The organism is Pseudorhodoplanes sp., from assembly GCF_059499825.1.
Window position 1 is genome coordinate 174,228 of the sequence record NZ_JCABZI010000010.1, and the last position, 24,183, is coordinate 198,410.

Genomic DNA, 24,183 nt, shown 5'->3' on the forward strand with positions numbered 1-24,183 from the left:
GCACGCATGACCGCACTCTCCGACCTTCGTATTCCCTACGGTGCTTACTGGTCGACCCCGTTCACCCGATGGCAGGGCGCGCTGTCCGATCTGAACAGCCTGAAGCTTGCGGCTGCGACCGGCGCAAAGGTTGCGAAGCAAAAACAATGGGCACTGGAGACGCTCGATCACGCCGTACTCGGTCTCACGGTGCCGCAGGAAAAGAGCTTCTGGGGCGCGCCCTGGGTGATGACGATGATGGGCGCACCGTTTGTCGCAGGACCCACGGTATCGCAGGCCTGCGCCACCTCCGCGCGGGCGCTGTCGGCCGCGGCCGCGGAAATCGCCGGTGGTGACGCGACCGCCTCGCTGGTGGTGACCTGCGACCGCACCTCCAACTCGCCGGTTGTCATCCATCCCAATCCGAAGGGCCCGAGCGGCGCGCCGATTGTCGAGAACTGGATGCTCGACAATTTCAACGATGAGCCGACCGGACATTTCGCCATGGTCGACACCGCGGAAAATTGCGCCCGCGACTGGCAGATTTCGACGCAGGAGCAGCATGAACTCGCAGCGTTGCGTTACGACCAGTACCGCGACGCGTTGAAGGACGACAAAGCCTTCCTGCGGCGCTTCATGACCTTGCCCTTCGCGGTGCCGGATCAGCGGTTCAGGAAGGATGTCGCCACGCTCGACGGCGACGAGGGCATCCACGACACCACGCTCGATGGTTTGAGCAAGCTGAAACCGGTGCGCGAGGGCGGCACCGTCACCTTCGGTGCGCAGACCCATCCGGCTGACGGCAACGCCGGGATGATCGTGGTGGCGAAGGATCGCCTGTCCGATTTCACGTCGGAGCCGGGCATCGAGATCCGCATCCTCGGCTTCGGGCAGTCGCGCGAGCGTCACGCCTACATGCCGGCGGCGCCGGTAAAGGCCGCCAGGCGGGCGCTGGATGCGGCCGGGATGTCCATCGACAGGATCGACGCCTTCAAGTCGCACAATCCCTTTGTTGTTAACGATATCGTGTTCGCGCGCGAGACCGGCGTCGATCCGGCGAGAATGAACAATTTCGGTTGCTCACTGGTGTTCGGCCATCCGCAGGGACCGACCGGACTGCGACTCATCATCGAACTGATTGAAGAACTGGCGATGCGTGGCGGCGGGACCGGGCTGTTTCATGGCTGCGCCGCCGGCGATACGGCGATGGCGGTGGTGCTGTCGGTTACGGACCGGCGCGGGTAGGACGCGGCAGGCCGGGACGGTTCGCCAACAACTGATCGCGCAACAACTCTGCGATCAGCAGGCTGCATAATCTCCGCCGGTTGCGGCGCGGACCCGCCGGCAGCCATTCCGGTTCGGTTTGCACCCTTGAACGCTGCGCCTTGATCTGCCGCCATATCGTGGCGTTATGGGGCGCCGTTGCTTTGGCTTGGTCCGATAGGCTCATGGCCGTCATCCCGTGGCGCATCGAGCCTGATCCACCTTGGTTAACGGGCCGTTAAGCTTCTTTGGAGCCGCGGAAGCCGTAAGCCCGTATGCTTTTTGAATGCAGACTGCGGCTGCGCCACGATCAGCGTTGCGTGCTGGCGCGATGGGTTTTCGCGGGCCTGGTCGCGCAGAAGCGTTCGACCGCTTCGGTGACGGCGCCGGCGATCTGCAACTGGTGCTGTTCGGAGCCCATCAGCACTTCCTCGTCGCGGTTGACGATTGAGCCGGCCTCGAGCAGCACGCTCGGCATGCGCGCGGTGCGCAGGATCAGGAGCTGGTCGTAGCGGTACACGCCGCTGTCGGCATCGAGCAATTGCCGGCGCCGCGAGCCCATGAACGCTTCCTTGTAGTGCGGCGTATATTCGAAACCGCGCGCCTTCAGCCGACCGCCCAGAATTTTCGCGAAAGCGAGGCTGCCCTGATAGTCGGCGTTATCGCTCGATACGAAGATCGAATGGCCCTTGAAGCGGTCGCTGTATTCGCGCTGCACGCCGCCGAAATCCCACATCGATTTGAATGCGGCGGGGACGGAATCGTGGTGGATCGACACCAGCAGGTCGGCCGACATCGCGTTGGCTTGTGCCACGCGGCGGATCAGGCTCGGGATCGCCTCGCCATTGGCAAGCAGGAGATGGGCGCGGTTGAAGCCCGCGTCGCGCAACTTCCCGTCGATCACCTTCGCCAGCGCGAGGTTGAACGTATATTCCTCGACGCCACGAGCTGAAATCGCGCCAGGACTTTCCGGCGTATGGCCGACATCGACGATGACCCGGAAACTAGCCGGATCGCATTGCGGAGCACGCGGATTGGCCGCCTGCGAAAAGGCCGGCGCTGCGATCGGCGCGATGCCGCACAGCGACAGCGCCGCGACAATCGCGGCGGCTATGATCGGGCGTCGGTGCATCGAACGCGTCAAGCGAATCGGACCTGTTGCGGAATGCCCAAATCTAGGTTGGCTGCAGCGGGCCAAGCAAGCAGAAGCCGCCGCTTGTGTCTTTAATATGGTCGGGTTGTCGTCCCGGAGACGGGCTAGCATCCCCGGCTGCGGCTGAAGCCGGGGCCGGCGGACTATGGCTGTTTTGCGACCCGCTCGCGCGGCAGCAGCAGCGCGGCGCCGATGCGGCGGCGGCGCTTGATCTCGTCCCGGTCCTCGCTGTCCACGAGGGTCATCCGGATGCCGATGACCACGGCCATATGCGCTTCCGCATAATCCTGCGCATCGGCTTCGCTCAGGCCGGCCTCGCGATACAATTGCGCGGCAAACGCGGTCCGGCTTTGATCGACGGCACGAACCACCTTCGCGACTTTCGGATCGCGGCGCGCCCAGTCGCGCAGCGTGATCTCGAACGGTCCGCCGGGCACGTCCGGCCGTCCGGAAATCGCGATACGCAGCAGCCGCTCGAGGCGCTCCCACGGCGTTCCGGACCGGTCGAGGATCAGCGACTGGATCTCGCTGGTCATGCGCAATTGCCACTCATCGAGCACAGCGGACAGGAGATCGTCGCGCCCCTTGAAGTGCCAGTAAAAGCTGCCCTTGGTGACGCCGAGCTTTTCGGCGAGCGTGTCCACCCGCAGCGCCTCGACATTGTCTTCCGCCAGCATGGTGATCGAGGCGGCAATCCAGTCCTTGCGGCCGAGCGGCGGCTCGGCAGCGGGCTTCTGTGATTTGGTTGCCGATCGTGCCATCGATGCCGGTGCTTTCGTCAGGCCTTCTCTGTCGCAGGACCGACTGCGCGCAGGAGGTCGACCAGCCGTTCGTTCCGCCAGGCGATGATGTCGGGCAGGGTGCGTCCCGCGGTGATCGCCTCCGCCGCGGCGATGAGTTTGGCTTGCACCTCGGGGGAGGTCACCCGCGGTGTGCCGCAAGCATCCATCCATTTCTGCAGTTCGGGCGCCATCTTCAGCACATGCGGCATGCCGCCCTCGCCGCCGGCGAGCGTCAATGTCGTCAGCGGGCCCATCACCGCCCAGCGCGGTCCGAGCCCGTAGCGCATCGCATCCTCGATCGCCTGCGGGCTCGCGATGCCTTCGGCGACGCAATGGATGGCTTCGCGCAGGAGTGCGAATTGCAGCCGGTTGGTGAGGAAGGCTGTGACTTCCTTGTCGACTCGGATCGGCTTCTTGCCGAGTGCTGTGAAGAACCGCAGCGCCCAGTCGACGACTTCGGGCGCGGTCTTCTCGCCGCCGATGATTTCGATCAGCGGCACCAGATGCGGCGGATTGAACGGATGGCACACGATCAGGCGCTCCGGGTGGCGCATCTTCGCCTGCAACGCAGTCGGCGGAATGCCGCCGGTGCTCGATCCGATCACCAGCGTCGCAGGTGCTGCCTCCTCGATCTCGGCATAGATATTCTGCTTGAGGGTCAGGTCTTCCGGTGCGTTTTCCTGCACGAAATCGGACAAGGCCGCGACCGCGCCGGCGCCGGCCGCAAACGAGAGTTTGTTCTCCGGCACGCGATCTGCGGTTGCAAAACCGATGCGTTGCAGCGTGTCCCAGGTGTCGGCGATGAAGGCGCGCAAGCGGTCGTCCGCATCGGGGGCCGGATCGCAGGCGACCACCTCATACCCGCGTGCGATGTAAATCGCCGCCCAACCCGATCCGACCGATCCGGTGCCGACAAGGCCGATCCGTTTTGGCTGTTCCTGCGGCAACATCGGACTTCACCTCGTTCCGTAAAGGGCGCAGTCTGTCGCGGGGCAAACGGGGTTTGCGAATTGACACCGCAGAACCCGCCATCCATACTTGTACGTATTGAGCCAGGGAGGACATCATGTCAATCAAGAAACTGCTGGCTTCGGCGTGTGCCGTAGCCTTCGTTGCGCTTGCGACCCCAGCGCAGGCCGACATCAAGATCGGTGTCGTGCTGGCACTCACCGGTCCGAATGCATCGCTCGGCATTCCCTATCGCAAGGGCGTCGAACTGATGCCGAAAGAAATCGGCGGCGAGAAAGTGCAACTGATCTTCCTCGACGACGCGTCCGATCCGTCGACCGCCGTCAAGAATGCGCAGAAGCTGATCGCCGACGACAACGTCGACATCCTGATCGGCGGGTCCAACACACCAGCGTCACAAGCCATGGGCAACGTCACGTCGAAAGCCGGCGTTCAACAGGTTTCGCTCGCGCCCGCGGCTTTTCCGGCGGACAATAACAAGTGGATGATCGCGATGCCGCAGCCGGCCAATCTCTGGGCCGCGGCGCTGGTCAAGGACATGCAGAAGCGTGGCGTCAAGACCGTCGCCTATATCGGCTTCAGCGATCCCTGGGGCGACATCGCCTATAACGGATTGAAGGATGCGGCCGAGAAAGCCGGAATCAATGTCGTCACCAACGAGCGCTATGCGCGCGCCGACACCAGCGTGACCGGGCAAGTTCTGAAGATCATTGCGGCAAGGCCCGATGCGGTGATGGTCGGTGGGTCGGGCACGCCCGGCGCGCTGCCGCATATCGCTCTGGCCGAACGCGGCTTCAAGGGTCCGGTCTATGCAACGCCGGGCGTGTTCAACCAGGACTATCTGCGCGTCGGCGGCAAGTCGGTCGAGAACGTCATCGGCGTGACCGGTCCGATTGGCGGCGCCGACCAGTTGCCGGATTCCAACCCGATCAAGAAGGTGTCCCAGGACTTCATCAAGAAGTACGAGGACGTCAACGGCAAGGGCAGCTGGAACTCGTTTGCCGCGTTCTCTTATGACGGCGTGCTCACGCTGCAGGACGCGATTGCGCGCGCGCTCAAGAAGGCGAAGCCTGGCACGCCGGAATTCCGCCAGGCGGTGCGTGACGAAGTCCGCAACGTCAAGGAGCTTGTCGGCACCAACGGTGTCTACATGTTCCCTGAAGGCTCGTCCTACGGTGTGGACGATCGCTCCGTCATTCTCGTCCAGGTCAAGGATGGGCAGTGGAAATATCTGCCGAACTGATAAGCGAATAAGCAATCATCCGGCCGGGTACGCCCCGGCCGGATGATTGTCCGGTTATGTAACGGCGTTCGAGGGGCAGGCGCAAAACGCGTCTTCAAGGAACGCGTGAACGACTTCCAAAGAGACAGTCGCGCGCGGGCGGGATCATGACGTTCGAGATTTTCGTCCTTCTGGTGCAGGATGCGATCGGCACCGGCGCGATCTACGTGCTGATGGCGCTCGGCATTGTGCTGATCTTCAATGTGACGCGCGTGATCTTCGTCTCCTATGGCGATCTCGTCGCCTATTCCGCGCTGACGTTGGGCTCGTTCGAACTAGGACGCATGCCGGGCACGGTCTGGCTGGTGCTCACGCTGGCGGGGCTTGCGTTTCTGGTGGAAGCCGGCTCGCTGATCCAGCGAAAGCGGCTGTCGCTCATTCCAAAGGCATTCCTGACCTGGGTCATTGTCCCGGCAATCCCGGTGGCGGTCTGTTTCGCGGTCGGCGCACAGAACCTGTCGTTGCCGGTCGCCATGGCGCTGACCATCGCGCTGGTCCTCCCGCTCGGGCCGTTGCTGTATCGCGTGGTGTTTCAGCCGATCGCGACCGCGCCGGTGCTGGTGCTGCTGATGGTCGCGGTGGCGCTGCATTTCGCGATCACCGGCCTGGCGCTTCTCTATTTCGGTCCGGAAGGTTTCCGGACACAGGCCTTCGTGACCGGCGATGTCATGATCGGCCGCTATCCGGTTCCGCAGCAACTGATTATGATCGTCAGCGCGGCGGCGATCTTCTCGGCCATTCTGTTTGGCTTTTTCAGGTTCACCATCCCGGGAAAGGCGTTGCGCGCGGTGGCCGTCAACCGCGAGGGCGCAAGGCTGGTCGGCATCTGGACCACGCGCGCGGGCGCGATGTCGTTTCTGCTCGCCGCCGGGATCGCGGGCGTTGCCGGCATCCTGATCTCGCCAACCACCACGATCTACTACGACACCGGCCTGATCGTCGGCTTGAAGGGCTTCATCGGTTCGGTGGTCGGCGGCTTCGTCAGCTATCCGCTCGCGGCCGTCGGCGCGATCCTGATCGGCCTCGTGGAGTCTTTCGGTTCGTTCTATTACAGCGCGCTGAAAGACGCGATCGTGTTCGCCGCCATCATCCCGATCGTGCTGTGGCGCTGGTTCTATGTTTCGGCGCATGACGCCGACGAGCACGAGGAAGAATAGCGATGCCGTCGTCGCTTCGCATCGCATTGCTCGTTCTGCTCGCCGTCGCTGTTGCAGCGCTGCCGCTGTTTCAGCATGGCTTCATCGTCACGCTGATGAATTACATCGGCATCTACACCCTGATCACACTGGGGCTTGTTCTGCTCACCGGCTGCGGCGGCATCACCTCGTTCGGTCAGGCCGCGTTTGTGGGGCTCGGCGCCTATGCCACGGCTTACCTTTCGACCACGGCCGGGCTGTCGCCGTGGATCGGATTGCTGGCAGGGATTGTGCTGACGTCGGTCGTCGCGCTCATCCTCGGCTATATTACGCTGCATCTCGGCGGACATTACCTGCCGTTGACCACCATCGCCTGGGGCATGGCGATCTACTACAGCTTCGGCAATTTCCAGTTTCTCGGCTCGCATGGCGGCATCGGCGACATCCCGCCGATTTCACTGTTCGGTTACAGCTTCGACGAGCCGGAGAAACTTTACTACATCATCTGGATCTTCTGCGGCGCGGCCTTGCTGGGCGCCTCGAACCTGCTGAAATCGCGGCAGGGCCGCGCCATTCGCGCCCTGCGCGGCGGCAAGGGCATGTCGGAAAGTCTCGGTATCGATGTGTTCTGGGTGCGGCTCTGGGTGTTCATCCTTGCCGCGGCCCTCGCCGGCATTGCGGGGTGGTTGTATGCGCACATGACGCGCTTCGTCAGTCCGGCGCCGTTCGGACTGAATGCCGGCATCGAATATCTGCTGATGGCGGTGCTCGGTGGCGCCGGCACGATTGCGGGCGCGGTGGTCGGCGCGGCCTCGGTCGCACTGCTGAAGAACTGGCTGCAGGGGATCCCGCAGTGGATCGAGGGGACGTTCCCGAACATCCCGACCACCAACAGTGCGGTGTTCGAAGTCGTCGTATTCGGTTGTCTGTTCATTCTGCTGCTGCACAAATCGCGCAGCGGTATGGTGCCGCTGATCCGTCAGTATCTGCCGCAGCCGGTGCAGGCGGCGCCGGCCGGGCTTGCGTCCGCGGCGGAGCTGCCGAAGAAGGCGCCACCCGAACGCGCCGCGGCCTTGTTGAAGATCGATGGCCTGACCAAACGATTCGGCGGCCTGGTGGCGGTCGACAACGTGTCGTTCGAGGTAAAGCCCGGCACGATCACCGCACTGATCGGACCGAATGGCGCCGGCAAGAGCACAACCTTCAACCTGATCACCGGTGCGTTGCCGGCGACCTCGGGCAGCGTGATCTTTGCCGGTCAAAAGCTTGCCGGGATCAAGCCGCACGAAGTCGTATCGCTCGGCATGGCGCGCACGTTCCAGCACGTGAAGCTGCGGCCGACCATGACGCTGCTCGAAAACGTGATGCTCGGCAGCTATCGCCGCACCCATGCAGGCTTCCTCGCGGGCGCACTTCGGCTCGACCGGGCTGAGGAGGCCTCGGTTTACCGGGAGGCGATGCACGAACTCGCTCGCGTCGGGCTTGCCGACAAGGCCTACGAATTGGCGGGCAATCTGGCGCTCGGGCAGCAGCGCGTCCTGGAAGTGGCGCGCGCGCTGGCGGCCGGTCCGCTGCTCATCATGCTGGACGAACCGGCCGCCGGTTTGCGCAGCCTTGAAAAGCAGGCTCTGGCCGAATTGCTGCGTACGCTGCGGGCCGACGGCATGACGATCCTGCTGGTCGAACACGATATGGATTTCGTCATGAGCCTGGCCGACCGCGTGGTTGTGCTCGACTTCGGCAAGAAGCTCGCCGAGGGCGTGCCGGCCGAGATCCAGTCCAATCAAGCGGTGCAGGAAGCCTATCTCGGGAGCGTCGAATGACCACGATGCTCGAGGCGAAAGGTCTGTCGGTGTCTTACGGCAAGCTCACCGCTGTGAAGGACGTGAGCTTCGCCGTGGAAGAGGGGCAGATCGCGACCATCATCGGGCCGAATGGTGCCGGCAAGACCACGCTGCTCAAGGCGCTGATCGGGCAATTGCCGTCGGTCGGGACGATGACCTATAACGGCGCCGATATCGGCCAGGCCGAAGTCGAAGCGCGGGTGGAGCGCGGTATCGTACTGGTGCCGGAAACGCGCGAATTGTTCACCGACATGGTGGTCGCGGACAATCTCTTGCTCGGCGCCTATGTGCACCGTCGCAAGACCGCGCAGGTGAAGGAAGACACAGAGCGGGTCTACGACCTGTTTCCGCGGCTGCGCGAACGGCGTCAGCAGCTCGCCGGCACGCTGTCCGGCGGTGAGCGTCAGATGCTGGCGCTCGGCCGCGCGCTGATGGGCCGGCCGAAATTGTTGATGCTCGACGAGCCGAGCCTCGGTCTGGCGCCGCTGATCGTGCGCGAGATTTTCCGCATCATCGCGCGGCTCGGCAAGGAGGGCGTCACCATGCTTCTGGTCGAGCAGAACGCGCGCGCCGCACTGGAGACCGCGGATTACGGTTACGTGCTGGAATCGGGCGAACTCGTGCATCAGGGCAAGGCCTCCGATCTGATGCGCGATCCGAAGGTGATGGCGACCTATCTGGGCAAGAGCGCGGGTTAAAAAGTTTCGCATTTGCAAATCTATCCGTTCGTCCCCGCGGGAGCGGGGACCCAGAGCCAAGGACTGGATCCCCGATTTTGCGGGAATGAACGGAGGGGAGAGCTACGAAGAACAATAACAGGAGTAACACCGTGGACTTCTCATTCACCGAAGAACAGATCCTTCTCCGCGACAGCGTACGCAAGCTGATGGAGCGTGTCGCGACACCGGACTATGTCGCGCGTCTCGATCGCGAGAAGGCCTATCCACATGAATTGTTCGATGCCTGGATCGAGGCCGGTCTGCTGGGGCTGCCATACCCGGAAGACCTGGGCGGGGCGGGCGGCAGCGTGCTCGATCTCGCACTGGTGTCCGAAGAAATCGGCAAGACCAGTGCCGACCTCGTTATGGCCTATGCCGGCGGCTTGTTTTGCGGGATGACGGTGGCGCGCAAGGGCTCCGACGAACAGAAGAAGAAATGGATTCCGGCGCAGATCGACGGCCGGATCAAGTTCTCGATCGGGATTTCAGAGCCGGACGCTGGCTCCGATGTCGGCGCCATCCGCACCGTCGCGCGAAAGGACGGCAGCGACTGGGTGCTGAACGGCCACAAGGTCTGGCAGTCGGGCGCGGGCGCGAAAGACAATGTGATCTGCCTGTATGCGCGCACCGACATGGATGCGCATTACCGCCAGGGCATGTCGCTGTTCCTGGTCGACAACAACCGGCCCGGCGTTTCGATGAAGAAGCTCGACATGCTCGGGCGCTATTGCATGGGTACCTATGAGGTCACGCTGGATAACGTCCGGGTGCCGGAGGATCAGCTCATCGGCGGTGTCAACAAGGGCTGGGATTGCCTGCTGTCGGGTCTGCAGACCGAGCGGATCACAGTCGCGGCCTGCGATGTTGGGTCGGCGCAGGGCGCGGTCGATCTCGCGCTGGCCTACGCGAAGGAGCGCAAGCAATTCGGCCGGCCGATCGGCAACTTCCAGTCGATTGCGCATATGCTGGCCGACATGCAGACCGAGGTCGAGGCGGCGCGCTCGCTGATGTATCGCGCGGCCTGGATGGTCGATGCCGGCAAGAACGCCATGAACGAGATCAACATGGCGAAGCTGTTCGCGTCCGAGGTCTATGTGCGAGTGGCCAATCTCGGCATGCAGATCTACGGCGGCAACGGCTACAGCATGGAATATCCGATGCAGCGGCACTACCGCGATTCACGCATCGCGACGGTGGTGGCCGGCACCTCTCAGATCATGCGCAACATGATCGCCGGCGGCATGGGGCTGAAGCCGCAATAGTCAGTTGCCGGGGCTGCTCGGACTTTACCTCTCCCTTTCAGGGAGAGGTGGGAAGAGTGTGGTGCCGCTCCCATTCCGCAACAAACTTCGGCGCGACCTTGCGGATTCGCTCGATATCCATACGACCGGTGCGCGACAGATACGACATGGCGAAGTCGTAGGGCGGCAGCGCCATGTGGGTCCCGAAATTCTCGTACCATTGCGCGCTGGCATTGGCCGCCTTGACCAGCTTGTCGAGGATCGGCTTGCGCTGCGCTTCGTAAGCTGACAGCGCCGCCTTGACGTCGCGTGGATTGGCCTTGATGGCGCGGGCCAGGGCGATGGCGTCCTCGATCGCGAGCCGCGTGCCCGAGCCGATTGAAAAATGCGCGGTATGCAGCGCGTCGCCCAGGATCACCTTGTTGCCGGCGGACCAGCGTTCGTTGTGGACGATGGGAAATTGCCGCCAGATCGAACGGTTGGAAATCAGCGGATGGCCGTCGAGCGTCTTTGCGAAGATGCGTTCCAGCGCGATGCGGGTCTCGTCCTCGGTCATTTTGTCGAAACCGGAATCAAAAAAAGTCTGCTCTCCGCATTCAACCAGGAACGTACTCATGGTCGGCGAATAGCGATAGTGATGGGCGTTGACGGGCCCGTGCGGAGTCTCGATGAAGGTCTGGCTCAGGGTGCCGAACACCTTGCTGGTGCCGAACCAGGCAAATCGATTGGTGAGATAGGACAGGCTGGCGCCGAAGGCCGCTTCGTCGGAGCGGCGCACCAGCGAGGTGACGCCGTCCGCACCCACGATGATGTCGGCATCGGCGAATTCGGCAAGATCCGTGACCGGATGATTGAAGGTAACGGCGATTCCCTCGTCGCGCACCTGCTTCTGCAAAAGCTGCAGGAGATGCAGCCGCCCGATCGCGGTGAAGCCGATCCCGTCCAGCATGACGCGCTCGCCGCGGTGGTAGATCGCAATACCGCTCCAGCGCTCGAGTTCCGGCGTGATCGCGTTAAAGATCGCCGGATCGTCCTGCTTGAGAAATTCGAGCGCATCCTCGGAAAAGACGACGCCGAAACCGAAGGTGGAATCCGGCGCGTTTTGCTCGACCACCTGGAGCGATAGGTCGAGGCCGCTGCGCTTCAGCAGCAGCGACAGATAGAGCCCCGCGGGGCCCGCACCCAGGATCACGATCCGCATGTCTAAACTCCGGATTTTGAACGCCCGTCCAAATTGACAAATGACGGGGTAAAAGTCCATACTAGGCGGTATGGACGCGGGGTGAAACCCGCGCCGAACCGGGAGGCGCGGTGACGGACCCCGCATTGAACGTTATCGGCGATGTGTACCGGCGCAACGTAGCGCTGCACGGCGACAAGCCGGCCTTTATCATGCCCGACGGCCGCTCGCGCTCATTCGCAGAGGTCTGTGACCGCGCGACCCGGCTCGGCAACGCGCTGCTGGCACGAGGGCTGAAGCATGGCGACCGTGTCGGCATCCTCTCGCGCAACCGCATCGAATATATCGAGGCCTATGGCGTATCCGCGGCCGGCCTGATCGCGCTGCCGCTGAACTGGCGGCTGGTGCCGCGCGAATTGCAGATCGTGCTAAAGAATGCCGAGCCGGCCGCACTGATTATCGATCCCTCGTTTCTGCCTGTGGTTGACGAACTGCGCGCCGCCCTGCCGTTCGTGCATTGCTTTCTTGCGCTTGATGACGCGGCGGACGGTTACGAACGCTACGAGGATCTGGTGGCATCAGGTTCGCCGCAGCCATCCGGCGTCGGGGTATCGCCAGAGGCCACCGCCTGTCTGCTCTACACCAGCGGCACGACCGGCGCTCCGAAGGGGGCGGAGCTTACGCATCGCGGACTTCTGCTCAATTGCGCGGGCGCAATCACGGACATGCTCCAGCTGACAGCTGCGGACGTGACGCTGGCGCCGATGCCGTTCTTTCATGTCGGCGGCATGTGGTACCATTTATTCCCGAGCTTCGCGGCCGGATGCACAACGGTCATCATGCCGCAATTCGATCCGCAGGGCGTGCTCGCGTTGATGGCGGAGCACCGCGTCACCAACACGCATCTGGTCCCGACCATGATCCACGCGCTGCTGGAGCAGCCGAATATCGGCGAGTTCGATCTCTCCGAATTGCGCCTCATGTACTACGCGGCGTCATCGATGCCGACTGAAACACTGAAGCGTGCGACCGCCACGTTCGCCTGCGACTTCGCGCAGGGCTATGGCTCGACCGAGGGCGGCATGGTGACGCGCCTGACGCCCGAAGATCATCGCAAGGCCCGCGGCGGGCGGGACGATCTGCTGCTCTCCTGCGGCCCGCCGCTTGCCAGCGTGGAGGTGAGGATCGCGCCGCCCGGCAATTCCGAGGACGACACCGTCGGCGAGATCATGGTGCGCAGCCCGATGACCATGGCGCGTTATTGGCGCAACCCGGACGCGACAGCCGCCACAATCCAGGACGGCTGGCTGCGCACCGGCGATCTCGGCCGCATCGATGAAGAGGGTTACCTCTACATTCTCGATCGCAAGAGCGACATGATCGTGACCGGTGGCGAGAATGTCTATCCGCGCGAGGTCGAGGACATCATGCTGCAGGATGCCGATGTTCTCGAAGTCGCGGTGTTCGATCTGCCGGACGCGCGCTGGGTGCAGAAGGTGGTTGCGGCGGTGGTGCCGCGCGATGCCGCGCTCGATCCCGATGCGCTGCTGCTGCGCGTCAGGCAAAAGCTCGCCGGCTACAAATGCCCGAAGCAGATCTTCGTGACCGACAGCCTGCCGAAGAATGCGGCCGGCAAGGTGCTGCGCAAGGTGTTGCGGGAGAGCTATCGCGACCGTGCTGCGATCAAATGAAACGCCTACACAAGGAGACAGCAGAATGAACACGACTGGCAAGGTCATTGTCACCATCGCGCCGACGGGCGGCATGGCGTCGAAGGCGCAGAACCCGAATCTTCCGACACAACCGAAGGAAATCGCGGACGACGTCTTCCGCTGCTACAATGCGGGTGCAAGCCTAGTTGCGGTCCATGCGCGCCGGCCGGACGATCTGGCCACCTGCAATCCGGACATCTACCGCGAGATCAACGGCCTGATCCGCGAAAAATGCGACATCATCATCAACAACTCGACCGGCGGTGGCATCAACGGTGACATGGTGCGCACCGGACCGAACGGTTATCCGGAAATCATCTGGGAGGAGCGGCTGAAGGGCATGGAGGCAGGCGCCGAGATGTGCACGCTCGACCCGACCACCATCATCGCGACCTTTGAGGGCCGCGAAATCCTGATGAACACCTCGCCGACCCGTTGCATGTTTCTCGCAAAGGAAATGCAGAAGCGCGGCATCAAGCCGGAATGGGAAGTGTTCTCGCCGACGCATCTTCTGCAGGACGTGCAGTCCTGCCTCGATGCCGGGCTCGATACCAAGCCGTATTTCGTTAACTTCGTGCTCAACGTGCATCGCGGATTTCAGGGCGCCATGCCCTATACGCCGAAAATCCTGCAGCAGATGGTCGAGCTGATGCCGGAAGGTGCAATCTTCAATGTCAGCGCGATCGGCATCGCCCAGCTCAACGCCGCAGTCCAGTCGCTGCTGCTGGGCGGCCATGTGCGTGTCGGGCTTGAGGACAATCTTTATTATTCGAAGGGCCGGCTCGCCAACAATGTCGAACTGGTCGAGCGCATCGTGCGCATCATCCGCGAATTCGGTCTGGAGCCGGCGACGCCCGCCGAAGCGCGTGAGATCATCGGCTTGCCGCAGCTGAAGGTGAAGAGCGCGGCATAAACGAGTATCGCGCAGGACCTCTCCCTCAACAGGGGAGGGGTCGGCTGCAACATGCACAAAAGCAAGGCGTCCCGCTGCCGTCCGATATGACCGCCGCAGGAAACCAGAACCGGCGTTGCGCGTTCAGGTCCCAACATCAGGCGCAGGGATCACCGCCATGCCGCATTGCCGAAACGCCCTTTTAGCTGCAGGTCTTGTTGTATTGACGGTCGGGGCAGCACAAGCTGTTGAAAACGTTCCCGATTTTGACGTCGGCCCGACCTGTCGCGGGGCGACCAGGCCCGAAGCCGCATTGCGCGATCAGAGCGGCGAGGCGCTGCGCGAAGCGTGCGTCAATCAGGAGAACCAGGCGCGTGACGACCTGAGGGGGAAGTGGGCCGGCTTTCCCGCCGATCACCGCGCCAGTTGCATAAAGACGACCACTGTCGGCGGCATACCTAGCTATGTTCAATTGCAGACCTGCCTCGAGACCAGACGGGACGCAGGACGGATTCAGGACAGGCGAAACAACGGCGCAACGACCACCACGGGACAGGACTCAATCTCTCGTTAACGCGCAATCGGCGTTGATTGGAGTTGCGACTCATTCAGACTCTCATGGCATCATCCGGCGCCAGTGAGAGCACCGATGCCCTTCGTTTATATCCTCGGCACCACAACCCCGCGCGGCCCGATCTCCTATGTCGGCTGGACGCTGGATCTCTCGCGCCGGCTGGAGCAGCACAACGCGGGGAAGGGCGCGAGGACGACGCGCGGCCGCGTGTGGTCGCTGCTATATTCTGAAAGCTTTGACACCCGCGAAGACGCGATGAGCCGCGAGTGGCATCTCAAGCGCGACCGGAAATTCCGGAAAGACGTGTTGAGCGCTCTTGCTATTCCGCCGCCACCATCCCGGGGAAAGCGTGCTCGATCAGCCGCTTCTGCACCGAGATGAGATGCGCGCGCATCGAGGCTTCTGCCTGCGCCGCATTGCGCTCAGCGATCGCGTTCGCAATCTTGCGATGATCTGCGGCATAGACCGCCTGGTTGTTGATGCAATGCGCGGTTTCGCGGCCGTGCCGCCAGGCGCCTTCCAGCGCCGTTTCCAGCATTGCGTCGAAAATCGCGATCAGCAACGGGTTGCGTGCGGCGGCTGAAATCCGGCGGTGAAACGCGGCATCCGCCTTTTCATAGGACAGCGGGTCTCTCGCGTCGCGGCTCGCATCCGCTGCTTCGAACAGCCGGTCGATGTCGCCGCGGGTTGCGCGCAGGGCGGCAAGCCGTGCCTGCATCGGCTCGACCGCGAGCCGCGCCTCCAGCGTGTCGACCGGGTTTGTCAGCCGCGACATTTCATGGACGAGGCTTTCGGTTGCGTGCCGCGCATCGGTGGCGAAGGTGCCGCGGCCATGCTGCCGGCTGATGCGGCCCTCGGCCTCCAGCAATCCGAGCGCCTGCCGCAGCACGCGACGGCTGACGCCAAGTTCTTCCGACAACTCGCGCTCCGACGGCAGGCGCCCGGAGCCCAGCCGTCCGGGTCCGCGCAACCGGCCACCCTCGATCATGGCGCGGATACGTTCCGCCGCATCGCGGTAATGCAGCTTCGCCTCGGCGCGCGGCGATGTGTCACGCGCGACCGAAGGCGAGATGGTCATCCCGTGAGAGAGTTCGTCCACCTGCAGGCTCCGCCCGATCCATTGGTCCGGAAAACGTATACCAGTACGCACCATTTCTGCAAACTGGTGCGATTTGCGCGATTGACGGCCGAACCAGCTTTGCTAGCTTTTTGCCAGATTGATCGACTTCACCCGGCGGAGAATGACCATGAACCCACCCGCAAACGTCCACCGCCTGCCCAATCGCGATGCCGCGATGAAGGCGCTTTACGACGATGTCGCAGCCAAAAACATGTTCCCTTACTGGGCGCAGACCAAGGATGTGGCCAACGACGAAGACCGCGTCCTGATGGCGCCGCAAAAGGCCATTCCCTATCTCTGGCGCTGTGCGGAAGACATCGAACCAATTTTGAACCGCGCCGTCGAATTGATCAAAATGGACGATTCGGAGCGACGCTCGCTGGTGCTGATGAATCCCGGTCTCGCGCCGAAGCGCGCGACGGTTTCGACCATGTACACGGCGTATCGTCTGAACGACGCCAACGAGATCATGCCGCCGCACAAGCACTCGCCGAACGCCATCCGGTTCGGCCTCAAGGGCAAGGGCAATTTCACCGGCGTCGACGGCGAGAACATCGTGTTCGGCCCGGGCGACATGGTGCTGACGCCAAACGATACCTGGCACAATCACGGCACCGTCGGCGACGAGACGGCGCTCAATCTCTCGGTGCTCGATTTCCCGCTGGTCGAGACCCTCAATGCCGTCCACTTCGATCACAATTATTCCGAGGTGATCGACGGCAAGGTCGTGCCGCTGAAGCAGCAGAGCGAGCGCTTCACCTCGGATTACTCGCAACGCATCTACGGCTATGGCGGTTTGATGCCGCGCTTTGCCAGCAAGGAAAAGCGCGGCGCCGGCTTCTCGTCGCCGATGTTCGTCTATCGCTGGGACATGATGCGCGAATTGCTCGACCGGCATAAGGACTGGGACGGCGATCCGTACGAGGCGCTGATGGTCGAATATGTCGATCCGACCACCGGCAAGCCGGTGTTCAAGACGATGACGTATTTCGCGCAGATGCTGCGCCCGGGCGAGAAGACGTTGCCGCTTCGGCAGACCGCCAATCTCCTGGTCGCGCCCTTCGAAGGGCAGGGCTATTCGATTGTGGATGGCCAGCGTTTCGATTGGAAGCAGTTCGACACGCTCGCGGTGCCGGGCGGTTCGTGGTGCGAACACGTCAACACATCCGACAAGGACCCTGTGCTGCTGTTCGTCGCCAGCGACGAGCCGGTGCTGAAGTCGCTCGACCTCTACAAGAAATGGGGCCGTAACAAGAACGACGCGATCGAGTTGCTGGTCTGATCGAGGGATTGATGCGGCCCCGCCTTGCGGCGGGGCCGTTTCGTTGCTTTACAGCGTTTGTCTGCGTTCGATCAGATAGGTGAATTTTGCTGTCGCGTTCCAACACCACGCTTGTTTCGCATATCGACTGTCCCGGTGGCGGCCAGGTCTGGGTCGAAAACGGCATCATGTATGTCGGCCATCAGCGTCCGACGTCCGGTACGACCATCGTCGATGTGCGCGATCCCGCCAATCCAAAGCATCTCGCCACCATCGACGTCCCGGAGGGCTGGCATTCGCACAAGGTGCGGGTGGCGAACGGGATCATGGTCGTGAACCATGAGAAGTTCGGCCAGACGGGCCCTGCGGAATTCGGCGGCGGGCTTGCGATCTATGACGTGTCGAAGCCGTCCGAGCCGAAGCTCATCACCAAATGGCTGACCAAGGGCGGTGGCGTGCATCGCTTCGATTTCGACGGTCGCTATGCCTATATTTCGCCGACCGCCGAAGGCTATGTCGGCAATATCGTGATGATCCTCGATCTTATCGATCCGGCGAAGCCGCAGGAGGTCGGACGCTGGTGGATTCCCGGCCAATGGACCGGGGGCGGCGAGGAATATCCGTGGGACAATTGGGTGCCGCCGCGCTGTCACCATCCGCTGCGCTTCGGCGACCGGCTGTATGTCAGCTACTGGCATCACGGCTTCTTCATTCTCGACATTTCCGACATGTCGAAGCCGAAAGCGATTTCCGGCGTAAATACCTCGCCGGTCTATCCGCATCCGACCCATACCTGCCTGCGCATGCCGCAGAAGCTGCGCGGCCGCGATATTCTCATCGTCGCAGACGAGGATGTGGCTAAGCTTTGGCCCGCTGCGCCGAGCTTCACCTGGGTCTACGACATCACCAACGAACAGCTGCCGGTGTCGATTGCGACATGGCAGGTGCCCGGGCTCGACATCGACGGCGCACCGCAGCCGCCGATGACCGGATGCCATCAGCCGTCGGAGCGCTTCCTCGGCACGATCGTTCCGTTCGCATGGTTCGCGCAGGGTCTTCGGCTGGTGGATTTCGCCGACCCCTATGCGCCGCGCGAAGTCGGTTACTACATGCCCGACCCCGCGCCCGGCGCCGAGCGTCCGTCGTCCAACGACGTGACGGTCGACGATCGCGGGCTCGTTTATCTGGTCGATCGCGTCAATGGCGTCGACATCATCGAGACCAGCGTATTCTCGTAAAAGGCCGCAGTCGTAAGAAGGCAAGATTGATGGATGACGTGACCAAGACCAAGCGCGCCGATGTCTATCCGATCGGCAAGAAGAATCCGAACCTGCCGTTTCACCCGGCGGTGCGTGCCGGCGACTTCATCTTCGTCTCGGGGCAGGTGGCGAAAGACGCCAACAACGACATGATCGAGGGGTCAATCGAGGTCGAGACCCGCGCCACCATCGAAACCATCGAGCGTATTCTCGCCCACGAAGGCGCGACGTTGGCCGATGTCGTGCGTGCGACCACTTACCTGCAGGATACCCGCGACTTCGGCCGCTACAACAAGGTGTTCGGCGAGATGTTCAAGGACGCGATCCTGGCCCGCACCACGGTCGAGGCGCGGGCCGTCATCAACACCAAGATCGAGATCGACTGCATCGCCTACAAGCCGTTGAAAAAGTGAGCGTGCGGTTTCGCGCGCGGACTGCAAAGGGAGACTAAACGTGATCAGATTGCTCGGCCGCTCCACCTCCGGCAATGTCCAGAAAGTGCTCTTCGTGCTGGAAGAGATCGGCGCCAAATACACCCGCGAAGACTACGGGCGGCAATTCAACAACACCCAGACGCCCGAATACAAGAAGCTCAACCCCAATGCGAAGGTGCCGACCCTGATCGACGGCGAAACGTCGATCTGGGAAAGCCACACCATCCTGCGCTATCTCGCGGCCTTGCATAAGCCGGTGCTGACGGGCTCGACCCCGGCCGAAAAAACCCATGTCGAACGCTGGATGGACTGGCTGCTGGCGTCGCTGAACACTCCGTATGTTGCGGTGTTCAAGGATTCCAAGAACGAGCCCGAGAAGCGTGCTGCCGATTACGCCGCGCAATGCGCCGATCTCGTCGCTCAGCTCAAGATCCTGGAGGGCCAGATCGCGGGCAAGTCGTATTTTGCGTTGGACCGCCTGACGCTGGCTGATATCGCGCTCGCGCCCATCGTCAAGCGCTGCTTGGAATTCCCGATCGAGAAGCCGGAGCTTCCCGAACTCACGCGCTGGATGAAGGCGATGGAAGCGCGACCGGCCTTCGCGGTCGCAACCGGTGCCAAGCCGTCGGCGCTCAACACGGCGGCTTAAGGCAGCGCCATGACGAGTGAGGACAAGGCCGTCTCTGCGCCCGACGCCGGGGCCGGCCTTGCCCGTTTTGCTCTGTCAGCGGTGCGAAAGCTGCTCGGACTTGTTTTGATTGGCCTGGTCCTCCTCAATGTGGTGAATGCGGTTGCACGCGCGGCCGGGACCGTGGTGATCGGCGTCGATGAATTGCTGGTCTTCGGCATGATCTGGATGGTGATGATCGGCATGATGCTGGTCACCGCCGATCGCAGCCACATCGCGCTGGAGATCCTGACGGCACGCGTCGGTCCGCGTGCACGCTGCCTGCTGTCGATTGTGACTCACGTCGTCATGATGGCGGTCTGCGCCTATGCCGCCGTGCAGTCCTTCGGCTTCATTCAAAGGGTGACGTCCTCCGGGCAGACCAGCATGGCGCTCGGCATGCCGATGCTGATCCCGCATTCGGCGCTGCTCGTGGGCTTCGGCGGCACCGCGATCATCGCCGCCATGATCCTGGTCAGCGATATCCGCTTCCTGACGCAGCGGGGCGGACGCGCATGATCTGGACCCTCGGCGCGATCCCGCTCTCGCTCTTGGCGATCGGCACACCAATTTTCGTGCTGCTGCTGGCCGGGGCGATCCTCACCTTCATCTTCACGCTGACGGTGTCGCCGGTGGCGATCCATCAGATCATGTTCGGCGGGCTCGAGAATTACGCCCTGCTGGCGATCCCGTTCTTCATTTTCGCCGGTGAATTGATGGGTGCGGCCGGCATCGCCGACCGGCTGATCGTCTGGGTGCTGGCCTTGATCGGCCGTGTTCCGGGCTCGCTCGGCGTTGCGACGGTCGGTGCATCGACCCTGATCGGCGCTATTTCGGGTGCAAGTGTGGCGACCGTCGCCGCGGTTGGCAAGTCGCTCTATCCGGGGCTCATTCGCGATGGCTACGGCGCGCGGTTTTCATCCGGTCTGGTCAGTTCCAGCGGCGCGATCGACATTCTGATTCCGCCCAGCATCGCCATGATCCTTTATGGTGCAGCCGCGGAGCAGTCGATCCCGAAACTGTTCGTCGCCGGCATTCTGCCGGGCCTCTTGATCGCGCTGATGATGGCCGCCTTCGTGGTGGTGCGTGCGGTGCAGATGGACATCCCGCGTTCCGGCAACTTCAATTTGCGCCATTTCCTCTGCACCAGCTGGGGCGCGTTGCCGGCGCTGTTCATGCCGGCCTTTGTGCTGGGCATCATCTATTTCGGCTATTCATCGCCGACCGAGGCCGGCGGCTTTGCCTGCCTCTACGCCATGATCGTCGGGCTCTTTGTCTACCGCTCGATGTCCTGGCAGGACGTGCTGGATGCGGCGGCCCGTTCGGCGATGCTGACCGCGCAGATTCTCGTCATTGTCGCGACCGCGGCGCTGTTTTCCTGGATCCTCACCATCAGCGGCATTCCACGTGCGCTCACTGAATGGCTGCAAGCCTTGCAATTGACGCAGTGGGCCTTCCTGATGGCGATCAATATCATCCTGCTGATCGTCGGCTGCTTCCTCGATCCGACCTCGGCCATTCTGGTGCTGACGCCGCTGCTCATGCCGCTCGTGAAGTCGGTCGGGGTCGATCCGATCCATTTCGGCATCGTTATGACAGCCAATCTCGCGATCGGCATGTTCACGCCGCCGTTCGGGCTCAACATTTTCGTCGCCCGAACCGTGCTCGGCGTTCCGTTGGAGACGATTTATCGCGGTGTGCTGCCCTTCGCCGTGGTGCAAATTGCTGCGCTGCTGATCATCACCTACTGGCCGGACCTGTCGCTGATCCTTACGCGTTCGATTTAACTCTGGGAGAACTACCATGCACGTGACACGACACAGCATATTCGCCGCGGCAATTGCCACGGCGTTTGCCGTCCTGCCGGCAGCGGCGCAGGAAATGAAGCTTGCCAGCGCCACCATCAACGACGGCCAGCACGAATGGCAGAAGCTGTTCGTCGAGGGCGTGAAGGCGCGCATCGGCGACAAGCTGAAGATGGGCATCTACCCGGCGAGCCAGCTCGGCGCGATTCCGCGCATGGCCGAGGGCGTGTCGCTCGGCACCATCGAATCCTTCATCACACCGACCTCGTTCGTCACCAATCTCGATCCGCGTTTTCAGATTTTCGAGGTGCCGGGGCTGTTCCGTTCGCCCGAGCATCAATATGCGACCATTCAGGATCCGGCCTATCGCGATCATCTGGAGACGATGTTCCTCGACAAGGGTCTGCGCGTAATCGGTGCTATCTATAACTCGCCGACCGTGATCCTCACCAAGAAGCCGGCGCCCAAGCTCGAAGACATGAAGGGGATGAAGGTCCGAACCTTTGCATCGCCCCTGCAGATGGAGCCGATGAAGTCGATCGGTGTGATCCCGACCCCGCTGGCGCTGTCGGAAGTGATCCCGCAATTGCAGTCCGGTGGCCTCGACGGCATGCTAGCCGGCATGCCGATCCTCACCGCGTTCAAATATTACGACGTGGCCAAGAACGTCACCGACCTGCAGTTTTCTTACATCCTGTCAGTCGCACTGGTGAACGAGAACTGGTTCAAGGCGCAGCCGAAGGACGTACAGGAGGCGATCCGCGCCGCCGGACGCGAAGCCGAGCAGAAGGCGTTCCCCTGGGTGCTCGACAACAACAAGAAGGCGAACGAGGTGTGGCTCGCCAACAAGGGTGAAATCCTGAAGCTGCCGGCGGCCGAGCAGGAGAAGATGATGAAGGATTTCGTCGCGCTCGGCACCAAGATCGTCGACGCCAATCCGGCGGTGAAGAAGGAATTCGACGTCCTGAAGAAGGTGGTCGACGCCAAGGCGCCGAAGTAAGGCTCGCTCCGTCATCCTGAGGTGCCCGCGCGCAGCGCGGGCCTCGAAGGATGAACGGCCTTGGCCGCCGCCCTTCGAGGCTCGTGTACAGGCAAGCAGGGCTTGCCTGTACACTCGCACCTCAGGGTGACGGCCTTACCTCGTGCCTGTCAGATTCATTGCCATGACCACATCCGAATACGACTACATCATCGTCGGCGCCGGGTCCGCGGGCTGTACGCTCGCGGCCCGGCTGACGGAGGATGCCAGCACGCGCGTGCTCCTGCTGGAGGCCGGGCCCTGGGACTCGGGCTTCTGGCTGAAAATCCCGCTCGGCTGGGGCAAAGTCTACAAGGAGCGGCTGTTCGACTGGCACTACGACACCGAGCCGGAGCCCTATGCGGGCAAACGCAAGATGGAAGTCGCGCGTGGCAAGGTGATCGGCGGCTCGTCGTCCACCAACGCAATGGCTTATGTGCGCGGCCATCGCGGCGATTTCGACCGGTGGTCGGACAATGGCGCGCGCGGCTGGTCGTACCGCGACGTTCTCCCGTATTTCAAAAAGCAGGAAAGCTGGGAGGGCGGCGAAACCGAGTATCGCGGCGGCTCGGGGCCGCTGACCACGCGCCGTTCGCGCTACGCCGATCCGCTGGTCGATGCCTATATCGAGGCGGCCGGGCAGGCGGGGCATCCCTTCAATCCGGATTACAACGGCGAGGAGCAGTACGGCTTCTCGCGGATGCAGGCGACGATCCGCAACGGCCGCCGCTGTTCGACCGCGGTGGCGTATCTGCGGCCGGCGCTGGCGCGCAGCAATCTCACCGTCGAGGTCAATGCGCAGACGTCGCGCGTCATCTTCGACGGCGCGCGAGCGACCGGCGTGGAATATCGGGAGGGTGGCGAGACGAAAGTTGCCCGCGCGGCAAAGGAAGTGCTGCTTTGCGGCGGCACTATCAACTCGCCGCAACTGCTGATGCTGTCGGGCATCGGCGCGCCGGATGAACTCAACGCACGCGACATCCCGGTCAAGGTCGCACTGCCCGGCGTCGGCAAGAATTTGCAGGATCATGTCGCGGCGCTGATCGTCTATGGCCGCAATGGCGGCGGCCCGGTGCAGAAAAATCTTCGGCTCGACCGCATTGCGCTGTCGCTCGCGCAGGGCGCGGTGTTCGGCACCGGTTTCACCACCGATCTGCCGGGCGGCCTGATCGGATTCCTCAAGACACCGCGCGCCGCGAACCAGCTGCCGGACGCGCAGCTTCTGTTCATTGCCGGGCCGCTCGGCGCCGCGCCTTATCTGCCGCCGTTCAAGGCTGCGTTCGAGGATACCTTTGCCTGCAGGATCGTGGTGCTTCGTCCGGAAAGCCGCGGTACGATCTCGCTGGCATCGGCCGATCCGTTCGCACATCCGCACATCCAGCAGAACCTGCTGTCTACCGACGGCGACTGGCAGACGCTGAAGGCGGCGGTGGCGATGTTCGGCGAGGTCGCCAGTCAGCCGGCGCTGAAACCCTTCATCGCGCGCCAGATCATGCCGGGCGCCAACGTGAAGACCGATGCGGAGTTCGAGACCTTCATCCGCAACAGCGTCGTGACCACGCATCATCCCTGCGGCACCTGCAAGATGGGACCGGCGAGTGATGACATGGCGGTGGTCGATCCGGAGTTGAAGGTGAGGGGGACCGAGGGCCTGCGGGTCATCGATGCCTCGGTGTTTCCGGACATCATCGGCGCCAATATTAACGCGGCGGTCATCATGATTGCGGAGCGCGCCGCGGATATGATCCGGGGGCGGGTGTAACGTCTTCCTTCACCCTCCCCCTTGTGGGTCGGGGTGGGGGGGCATCAGCAGACGCGTTTGGTGGCCCTGCGAGTCGAGTTACCACCCCCACCCCGGCTCGCGTCTCACTTCGTTCGTCGCTCACCGACCCT

The 24,183-nt window shown here is 62.8% G+C and carries 23 protein-coding genes; 18 read left to right on the top strand and 5 right to left on the bottom strand.

Annotated features, from left to right (window positions below):
- Positions 1-6: 6 nt before the first annotated feature.
- Positions 7-1,224, top strand: a complete 1,218-nt coding sequence (locus AC5I5I_RS14610) for a thiolase family protein (RefSeq protein WP_495974235.1) — start codon at positions 7-9, stop codon at positions 1,222-1,224.
- Positions 1,225-1,552: 328 nt separating this feature from the next.
- On the opposite strand, the gene AC5I5I_RS14615 is transcribed toward AC5I5I_RS14610, so the two are convergent.
- The 3 genes from AC5I5I_RS14615 to AC5I5I_RS14625 form a co-directional block, all read right to left on the bottom strand.
- Complete coding sequence (locus AC5I5I_RS14615; protein ID WP_495974237.1) at positions 1,553-2,374, bottom strand: N-acetylmuramoyl-L-alanine amidase family protein; 822 nt, start codon at positions 2,372-2,374, stop codon at positions 1,553-1,555.
- A 164-nt stretch (positions 2,375-2,538) separates the two neighbouring features.
- The gene (locus AC5I5I_RS14620; protein ID WP_495974239.1) at positions 2,539-3,156 is read right to left on the bottom strand and encodes a TetR/AcrR family transcriptional regulator; all 618 of its coding nucleotides are present in this window, start codon (positions 3,154-3,156) and stop codon (positions 2,539-2,541) included.
- 17 nt (positions 3,157-3,173) lie between these two features.
- A complete protein-coding gene (locus tag AC5I5I_RS14625; protein WP_495974241.1) occupies positions 3,174-4,127 on the bottom strand; it encodes a 3-hydroxyacyl-CoA dehydrogenase NAD-binding domain-containing protein in 954 nt (317 codons plus the stop codon).
- 116 nt (positions 4,128-4,243) lie between these two features.
- Here AC5I5I_RS14625 and AC5I5I_RS14630 point away from each other — a divergent pair, with 116 nt between their 5' ends.
- The 5 genes from AC5I5I_RS14630 to AC5I5I_RS14650 all read left to right on the top strand — a co-directional run bounded on the left by AC5I5I_RS14630 (position 4,244) and on the right by AC5I5I_RS14650 (position 10,389).
- A complete protein-coding gene (locus tag AC5I5I_RS14630) occupies positions 4,244-5,389 on the top strand; it encodes an ABC transporter substrate-binding protein (RefSeq protein WP_495974243.1) in 1,146 nt (381 codons plus the stop codon).
- A gap of 146 nt (positions 5,390-5,535) precedes the next feature.
- Positions 5,536-6,585: a branched-chain amino acid ABC transporter permease gene (locus tag AC5I5I_RS14635; RefSeq protein WP_495974245.1), complete on the top strand. Its 1,050-nt coding sequence runs from the start codon at positions 5,536-5,538 to the stop codon at positions 6,583-6,585.
- 2 nt (positions 6,586-6,587) lie between these two features.
- On the top strand, positions 6,588-8,387 hold the full coding sequence (locus AC5I5I_RS14640) for a branched-chain amino acid ABC transporter ATP-binding protein/permease (protein WP_495974247.1): 1,800 nt from the start codon (positions 6,588-6,590) through the stop codon (positions 8,385-8,387).
- Positions 8,384-9,106 carry an ABC transporter ATP-binding protein gene (locus tag AC5I5I_RS14645; protein ID WP_495974249.1) on the top strand — a complete coding sequence of 241 codons (723 nt, stop codon included), beginning with the start codon at positions 8,384-8,386 and terminating at the stop codon, positions 9,104-9,106. The genes AC5I5I_RS14640 and AC5I5I_RS14645 overlap by 4 nt, the downstream gene beginning before the upstream one ends.
- Positions 9,107-9,237: 131 nt before the next feature.
- Complete coding sequence (locus AC5I5I_RS14650; protein WP_495974251.1) at positions 9,238-10,389, top strand: acyl-CoA dehydrogenase family protein; 1,152 nt, start codon at positions 9,238-9,240, stop codon at positions 10,387-10,389.
- A gap of 37 nt (positions 10,390-10,426) precedes the next feature.
- Here the strand turns inward: AC5I5I_RS14650 and AC5I5I_RS14655 are convergent, their stop codons facing one another.
- The gene (locus tag AC5I5I_RS14655) at positions 10,427-11,569 is read right to left on the bottom strand and encodes an FAD-dependent monooxygenase (RefSeq protein WP_495974253.1); all 1,143 of its coding nucleotides are present in this window, start codon (positions 11,567-11,569) and stop codon (positions 10,427-10,429) included.
- A 110-nt stretch (positions 11,570-11,679) separates the two neighbouring features.
- Here AC5I5I_RS14655 and AC5I5I_RS14660 point away from each other — a divergent pair, with 110 nt between their 5' ends.
- From AC5I5I_RS14660 to AC5I5I_RS14675, 4 genes are all read left to right on the top strand, one after another.
- Positions 11,680-13,239 carry a class I adenylate-forming enzyme family protein gene (locus AC5I5I_RS14660; RefSeq protein ID WP_495974255.1) on the top strand — a complete coding sequence of 520 codons (1,560 nt, stop codon included), beginning with the start codon at positions 11,680-11,682 and terminating at the stop codon, positions 13,237-13,239.
- 25 nt (positions 13,240-13,264) lie between these two features.
- Positions 13,265-14,173, top strand: a complete 909-nt coding sequence (locus AC5I5I_RS14665; RefSeq protein WP_495765304.1) for a beta-keto acid cleavage family enzyme — start codon at positions 13,265-13,267, stop codon at positions 14,171-14,173.
- A gap of 157 nt (positions 14,174-14,330) precedes the next feature.
- Positions 14,331-14,726 (top strand): hypothetical protein, encoded by a 396-nt coding sequence (locus tag AC5I5I_RS14670; protein WP_495974257.1) that lies wholly within the window; start codon positions 14,331-14,333, stop codon positions 14,724-14,726.
- A gap of 75 nt (positions 14,727-14,801) precedes the next feature.
- Positions 14,802-15,107, top strand: coding sequence for a GIY-YIG nuclease family protein (locus tag AC5I5I_RS14675; protein ID WP_495974259.1), 306 nt, complete (start codon positions 14,802-14,804; stop codon positions 15,105-15,107).
- On the opposite strand, the gene AC5I5I_RS14680 is transcribed toward AC5I5I_RS14675, so the two are convergent.
- A complete protein-coding gene (locus AC5I5I_RS14680) occupies positions 15,046-15,825 on the bottom strand; it encodes a FadR/GntR family transcriptional regulator (protein ID WP_495974261.1) in 780 nt (259 codons plus the stop codon). The two genes, AC5I5I_RS14675 and AC5I5I_RS14680, sit on opposite strands and share 62 nt — an antisense overlap.
- A 148-nt stretch (positions 15,826-15,973) precedes the next feature.
- Here AC5I5I_RS14680 and AC5I5I_RS14685 point away from each other — a divergent pair, with 148 nt between their 5' ends.
- From AC5I5I_RS14685 to AC5I5I_RS14720, 8 genes are all read left to right on the top strand, one after another.
- Positions 15,974-17,128, top strand: a complete 1,155-nt coding sequence (locus AC5I5I_RS14685) for a cupin domain-containing protein (RefSeq protein ID WP_495974263.1) — start codon at positions 15,974-15,976, stop codon at positions 17,126-17,128.
- Positions 17,129-17,214: 86 nt separating this feature from the next.
- Positions 17,215-18,345 (top strand): LVIVD repeat-containing protein, encoded by a 1,131-nt coding sequence (locus tag AC5I5I_RS14690; RefSeq protein WP_495974265.1) that lies wholly within the window; start codon positions 17,215-17,217, stop codon positions 18,343-18,345.
- Between the two features lie 29 nt (positions 18,346-18,374).
- Positions 18,375-18,779: a RidA family protein gene (locus tag AC5I5I_RS14695; protein ID WP_495974267.1), complete on the top strand. Its 405-nt coding sequence runs from the start codon at positions 18,375-18,377 to the stop codon at positions 18,777-18,779.
- 40 nt (positions 18,780-18,819) lie between these two features.
- The gene (locus tag AC5I5I_RS14700; protein ID WP_495974269.1) at positions 18,820-19,449 is read left to right on the top strand and encodes a glutathione S-transferase family protein; all 630 of its coding nucleotides are present in this window, start codon (positions 18,820-18,822) and stop codon (positions 19,447-19,449) included.
- A 9-nt stretch (positions 19,450-19,458) separates the two neighbouring features.
- Positions 19,459-19,986 (top strand): TRAP transporter small permease, encoded by a 528-nt coding sequence (locus AC5I5I_RS14705; RefSeq protein ID WP_495974271.1) that lies wholly within the window; start codon positions 19,459-19,461, stop codon positions 19,984-19,986.
- Positions 19,983-21,254 carry a TRAP transporter large permease gene (locus tag AC5I5I_RS14710; protein WP_495974273.1) on the top strand — a complete coding sequence of 424 codons (1,272 nt, stop codon included), beginning with the start codon at positions 19,983-19,985 and terminating at the stop codon, positions 21,252-21,254. Before AC5I5I_RS14705 ends, AC5I5I_RS14710 begins: the two co-directional genes overlap by 4 nt.
- 16 nt (positions 21,255-21,270) lie before the next feature.
- Complete coding sequence (locus AC5I5I_RS14715) at positions 21,271-22,272, top strand: TRAP transporter substrate-binding protein (RefSeq protein WP_495974275.1); 1,002 nt, start codon at positions 21,271-21,273, stop codon at positions 22,270-22,272.
- Between the two features lie 163 nt (positions 22,273-22,435).
- Positions 22,436-24,052 carry a GMC family oxidoreductase gene (locus AC5I5I_RS14720; protein ID WP_495974277.1) on the top strand — a complete coding sequence of 539 codons (1,617 nt, stop codon included), beginning with the start codon at positions 22,436-22,438 and terminating at the stop codon, positions 24,050-24,052.
- The last annotated feature ends 131 nt before the right edge of the window (positions 24,053-24,183 follow it).

Bases quoted from the DNA above. Each gene is read 5' to 3' on its own strand.
- AC5I5I_RS14695 (WP_495974267.1), top strand. From the start codon at position 18,375: ATGGATGACGTGACCAAGACCAAGCGCGCCGATGTCTATCCGATCGGC.
- AC5I5I_RS14710 (WP_495974273.1), top strand. From the start codon at position 19,983: ATGATCTGGACCCTCGGCGCGATCCCGCTCTCGCTCTTGGCGATCGGC.
- AC5I5I_RS14645 (WP_495974249.1), top strand. From the start codon at position 8,384: ATGACCACGATGCTCGAGGCGAAAGGTCTGTCGGTGTCTTACGGCAAG.
- AC5I5I_RS14685 (WP_495974263.1), top strand. From the start codon at position 15,974: ATGAACCCACCCGCAAACGTCCACCGCCTGCCCAATCGCGATGCCGCG.
- AC5I5I_RS14630 (WP_495974243.1), top strand. From the start codon at position 4,244: ATGTCAATCAAGAAACTGCTGGCTTCGGCGTGTGCCGTAGCCTTCGTT.
- AC5I5I_RS14615 (WP_495974237.1), bottom strand. From the start codon at position 2,374: ATGCACCGACGCCCGATCATAGCCGCCGCGATTGTCGCGGCGCTGTCG.
- AC5I5I_RS14665 (WP_495765304.1), top strand. From the start codon at position 13,265: ATGAACACGACTGGCAAGGTCATTGTCACCATCGCGCCGACGGGCGGC.
- AC5I5I_RS14625 (WP_495974241.1), bottom strand. From the start codon at position 4,127: ATGTTGCCGCAGGAACAGCCAAAACGGATCGGCCTTGTCGGCACCGGA.
- AC5I5I_RS14640 (WP_495974247.1), top strand. From the start codon at position 6,588: ATGCCGTCGTCGCTTCGCATCGCATTGCTCGTTCTGCTCGCCGTCGCT.
- AC5I5I_RS14610 (WP_495974235.1), top strand. From the start codon at position 7: ATGACCGCACTCTCCGACCTTCGTATTCCCTACGGTGCTTACTGGTCG.
- AC5I5I_RS14635 (WP_495974245.1), top strand. From the start codon at position 5,536: ATGACGTTCGAGATTTTCGTCCTTCTGGTGCAGGATGCGATCGGCACC.
- AC5I5I_RS14715 (WP_495974275.1), top strand. From the start codon at position 21,271: ATGCACGTGACACGACACAGCATATTCGCCGCGGCAATTGCCACGGCG.
- AC5I5I_RS14655 (WP_495974253.1), bottom strand. From the start codon at position 11,569: ATGCGGATCGTGATCCTGGGTGCGGGCCCCGCGGGGCTCTATCTGTCG.
- AC5I5I_RS14620 (WP_495974239.1), bottom strand. From the start codon at position 3,156: ATGGCACGATCGGCAACCAAATCACAGAAGCCCGCTGCCGAGCCGCCG.
- AC5I5I_RS14675 (WP_495974259.1), top strand. From the start codon at position 14,802: ATGCCCTTCGTTTATATCCTCGGCACCACAACCCCGCGCGGCCCGATC.
- AC5I5I_RS14670 (WP_495974257.1), top strand. From the start codon at position 14,331: ATGCCGCATTGCCGAAACGCCCTTTTAGCTGCAGGTCTTGTTGTATTG.
- AC5I5I_RS14720 (WP_495974277.1), top strand. From the start codon at position 22,436: ATGACCACATCCGAATACGACTACATCATCGTCGGCGCCGGGTCCGCG.
- AC5I5I_RS14705 (WP_495974271.1), top strand. From the start codon at position 19,459: ATGACGAGTGAGGACAAGGCCGTCTCTGCGCCCGACGCCGGGGCCGGC.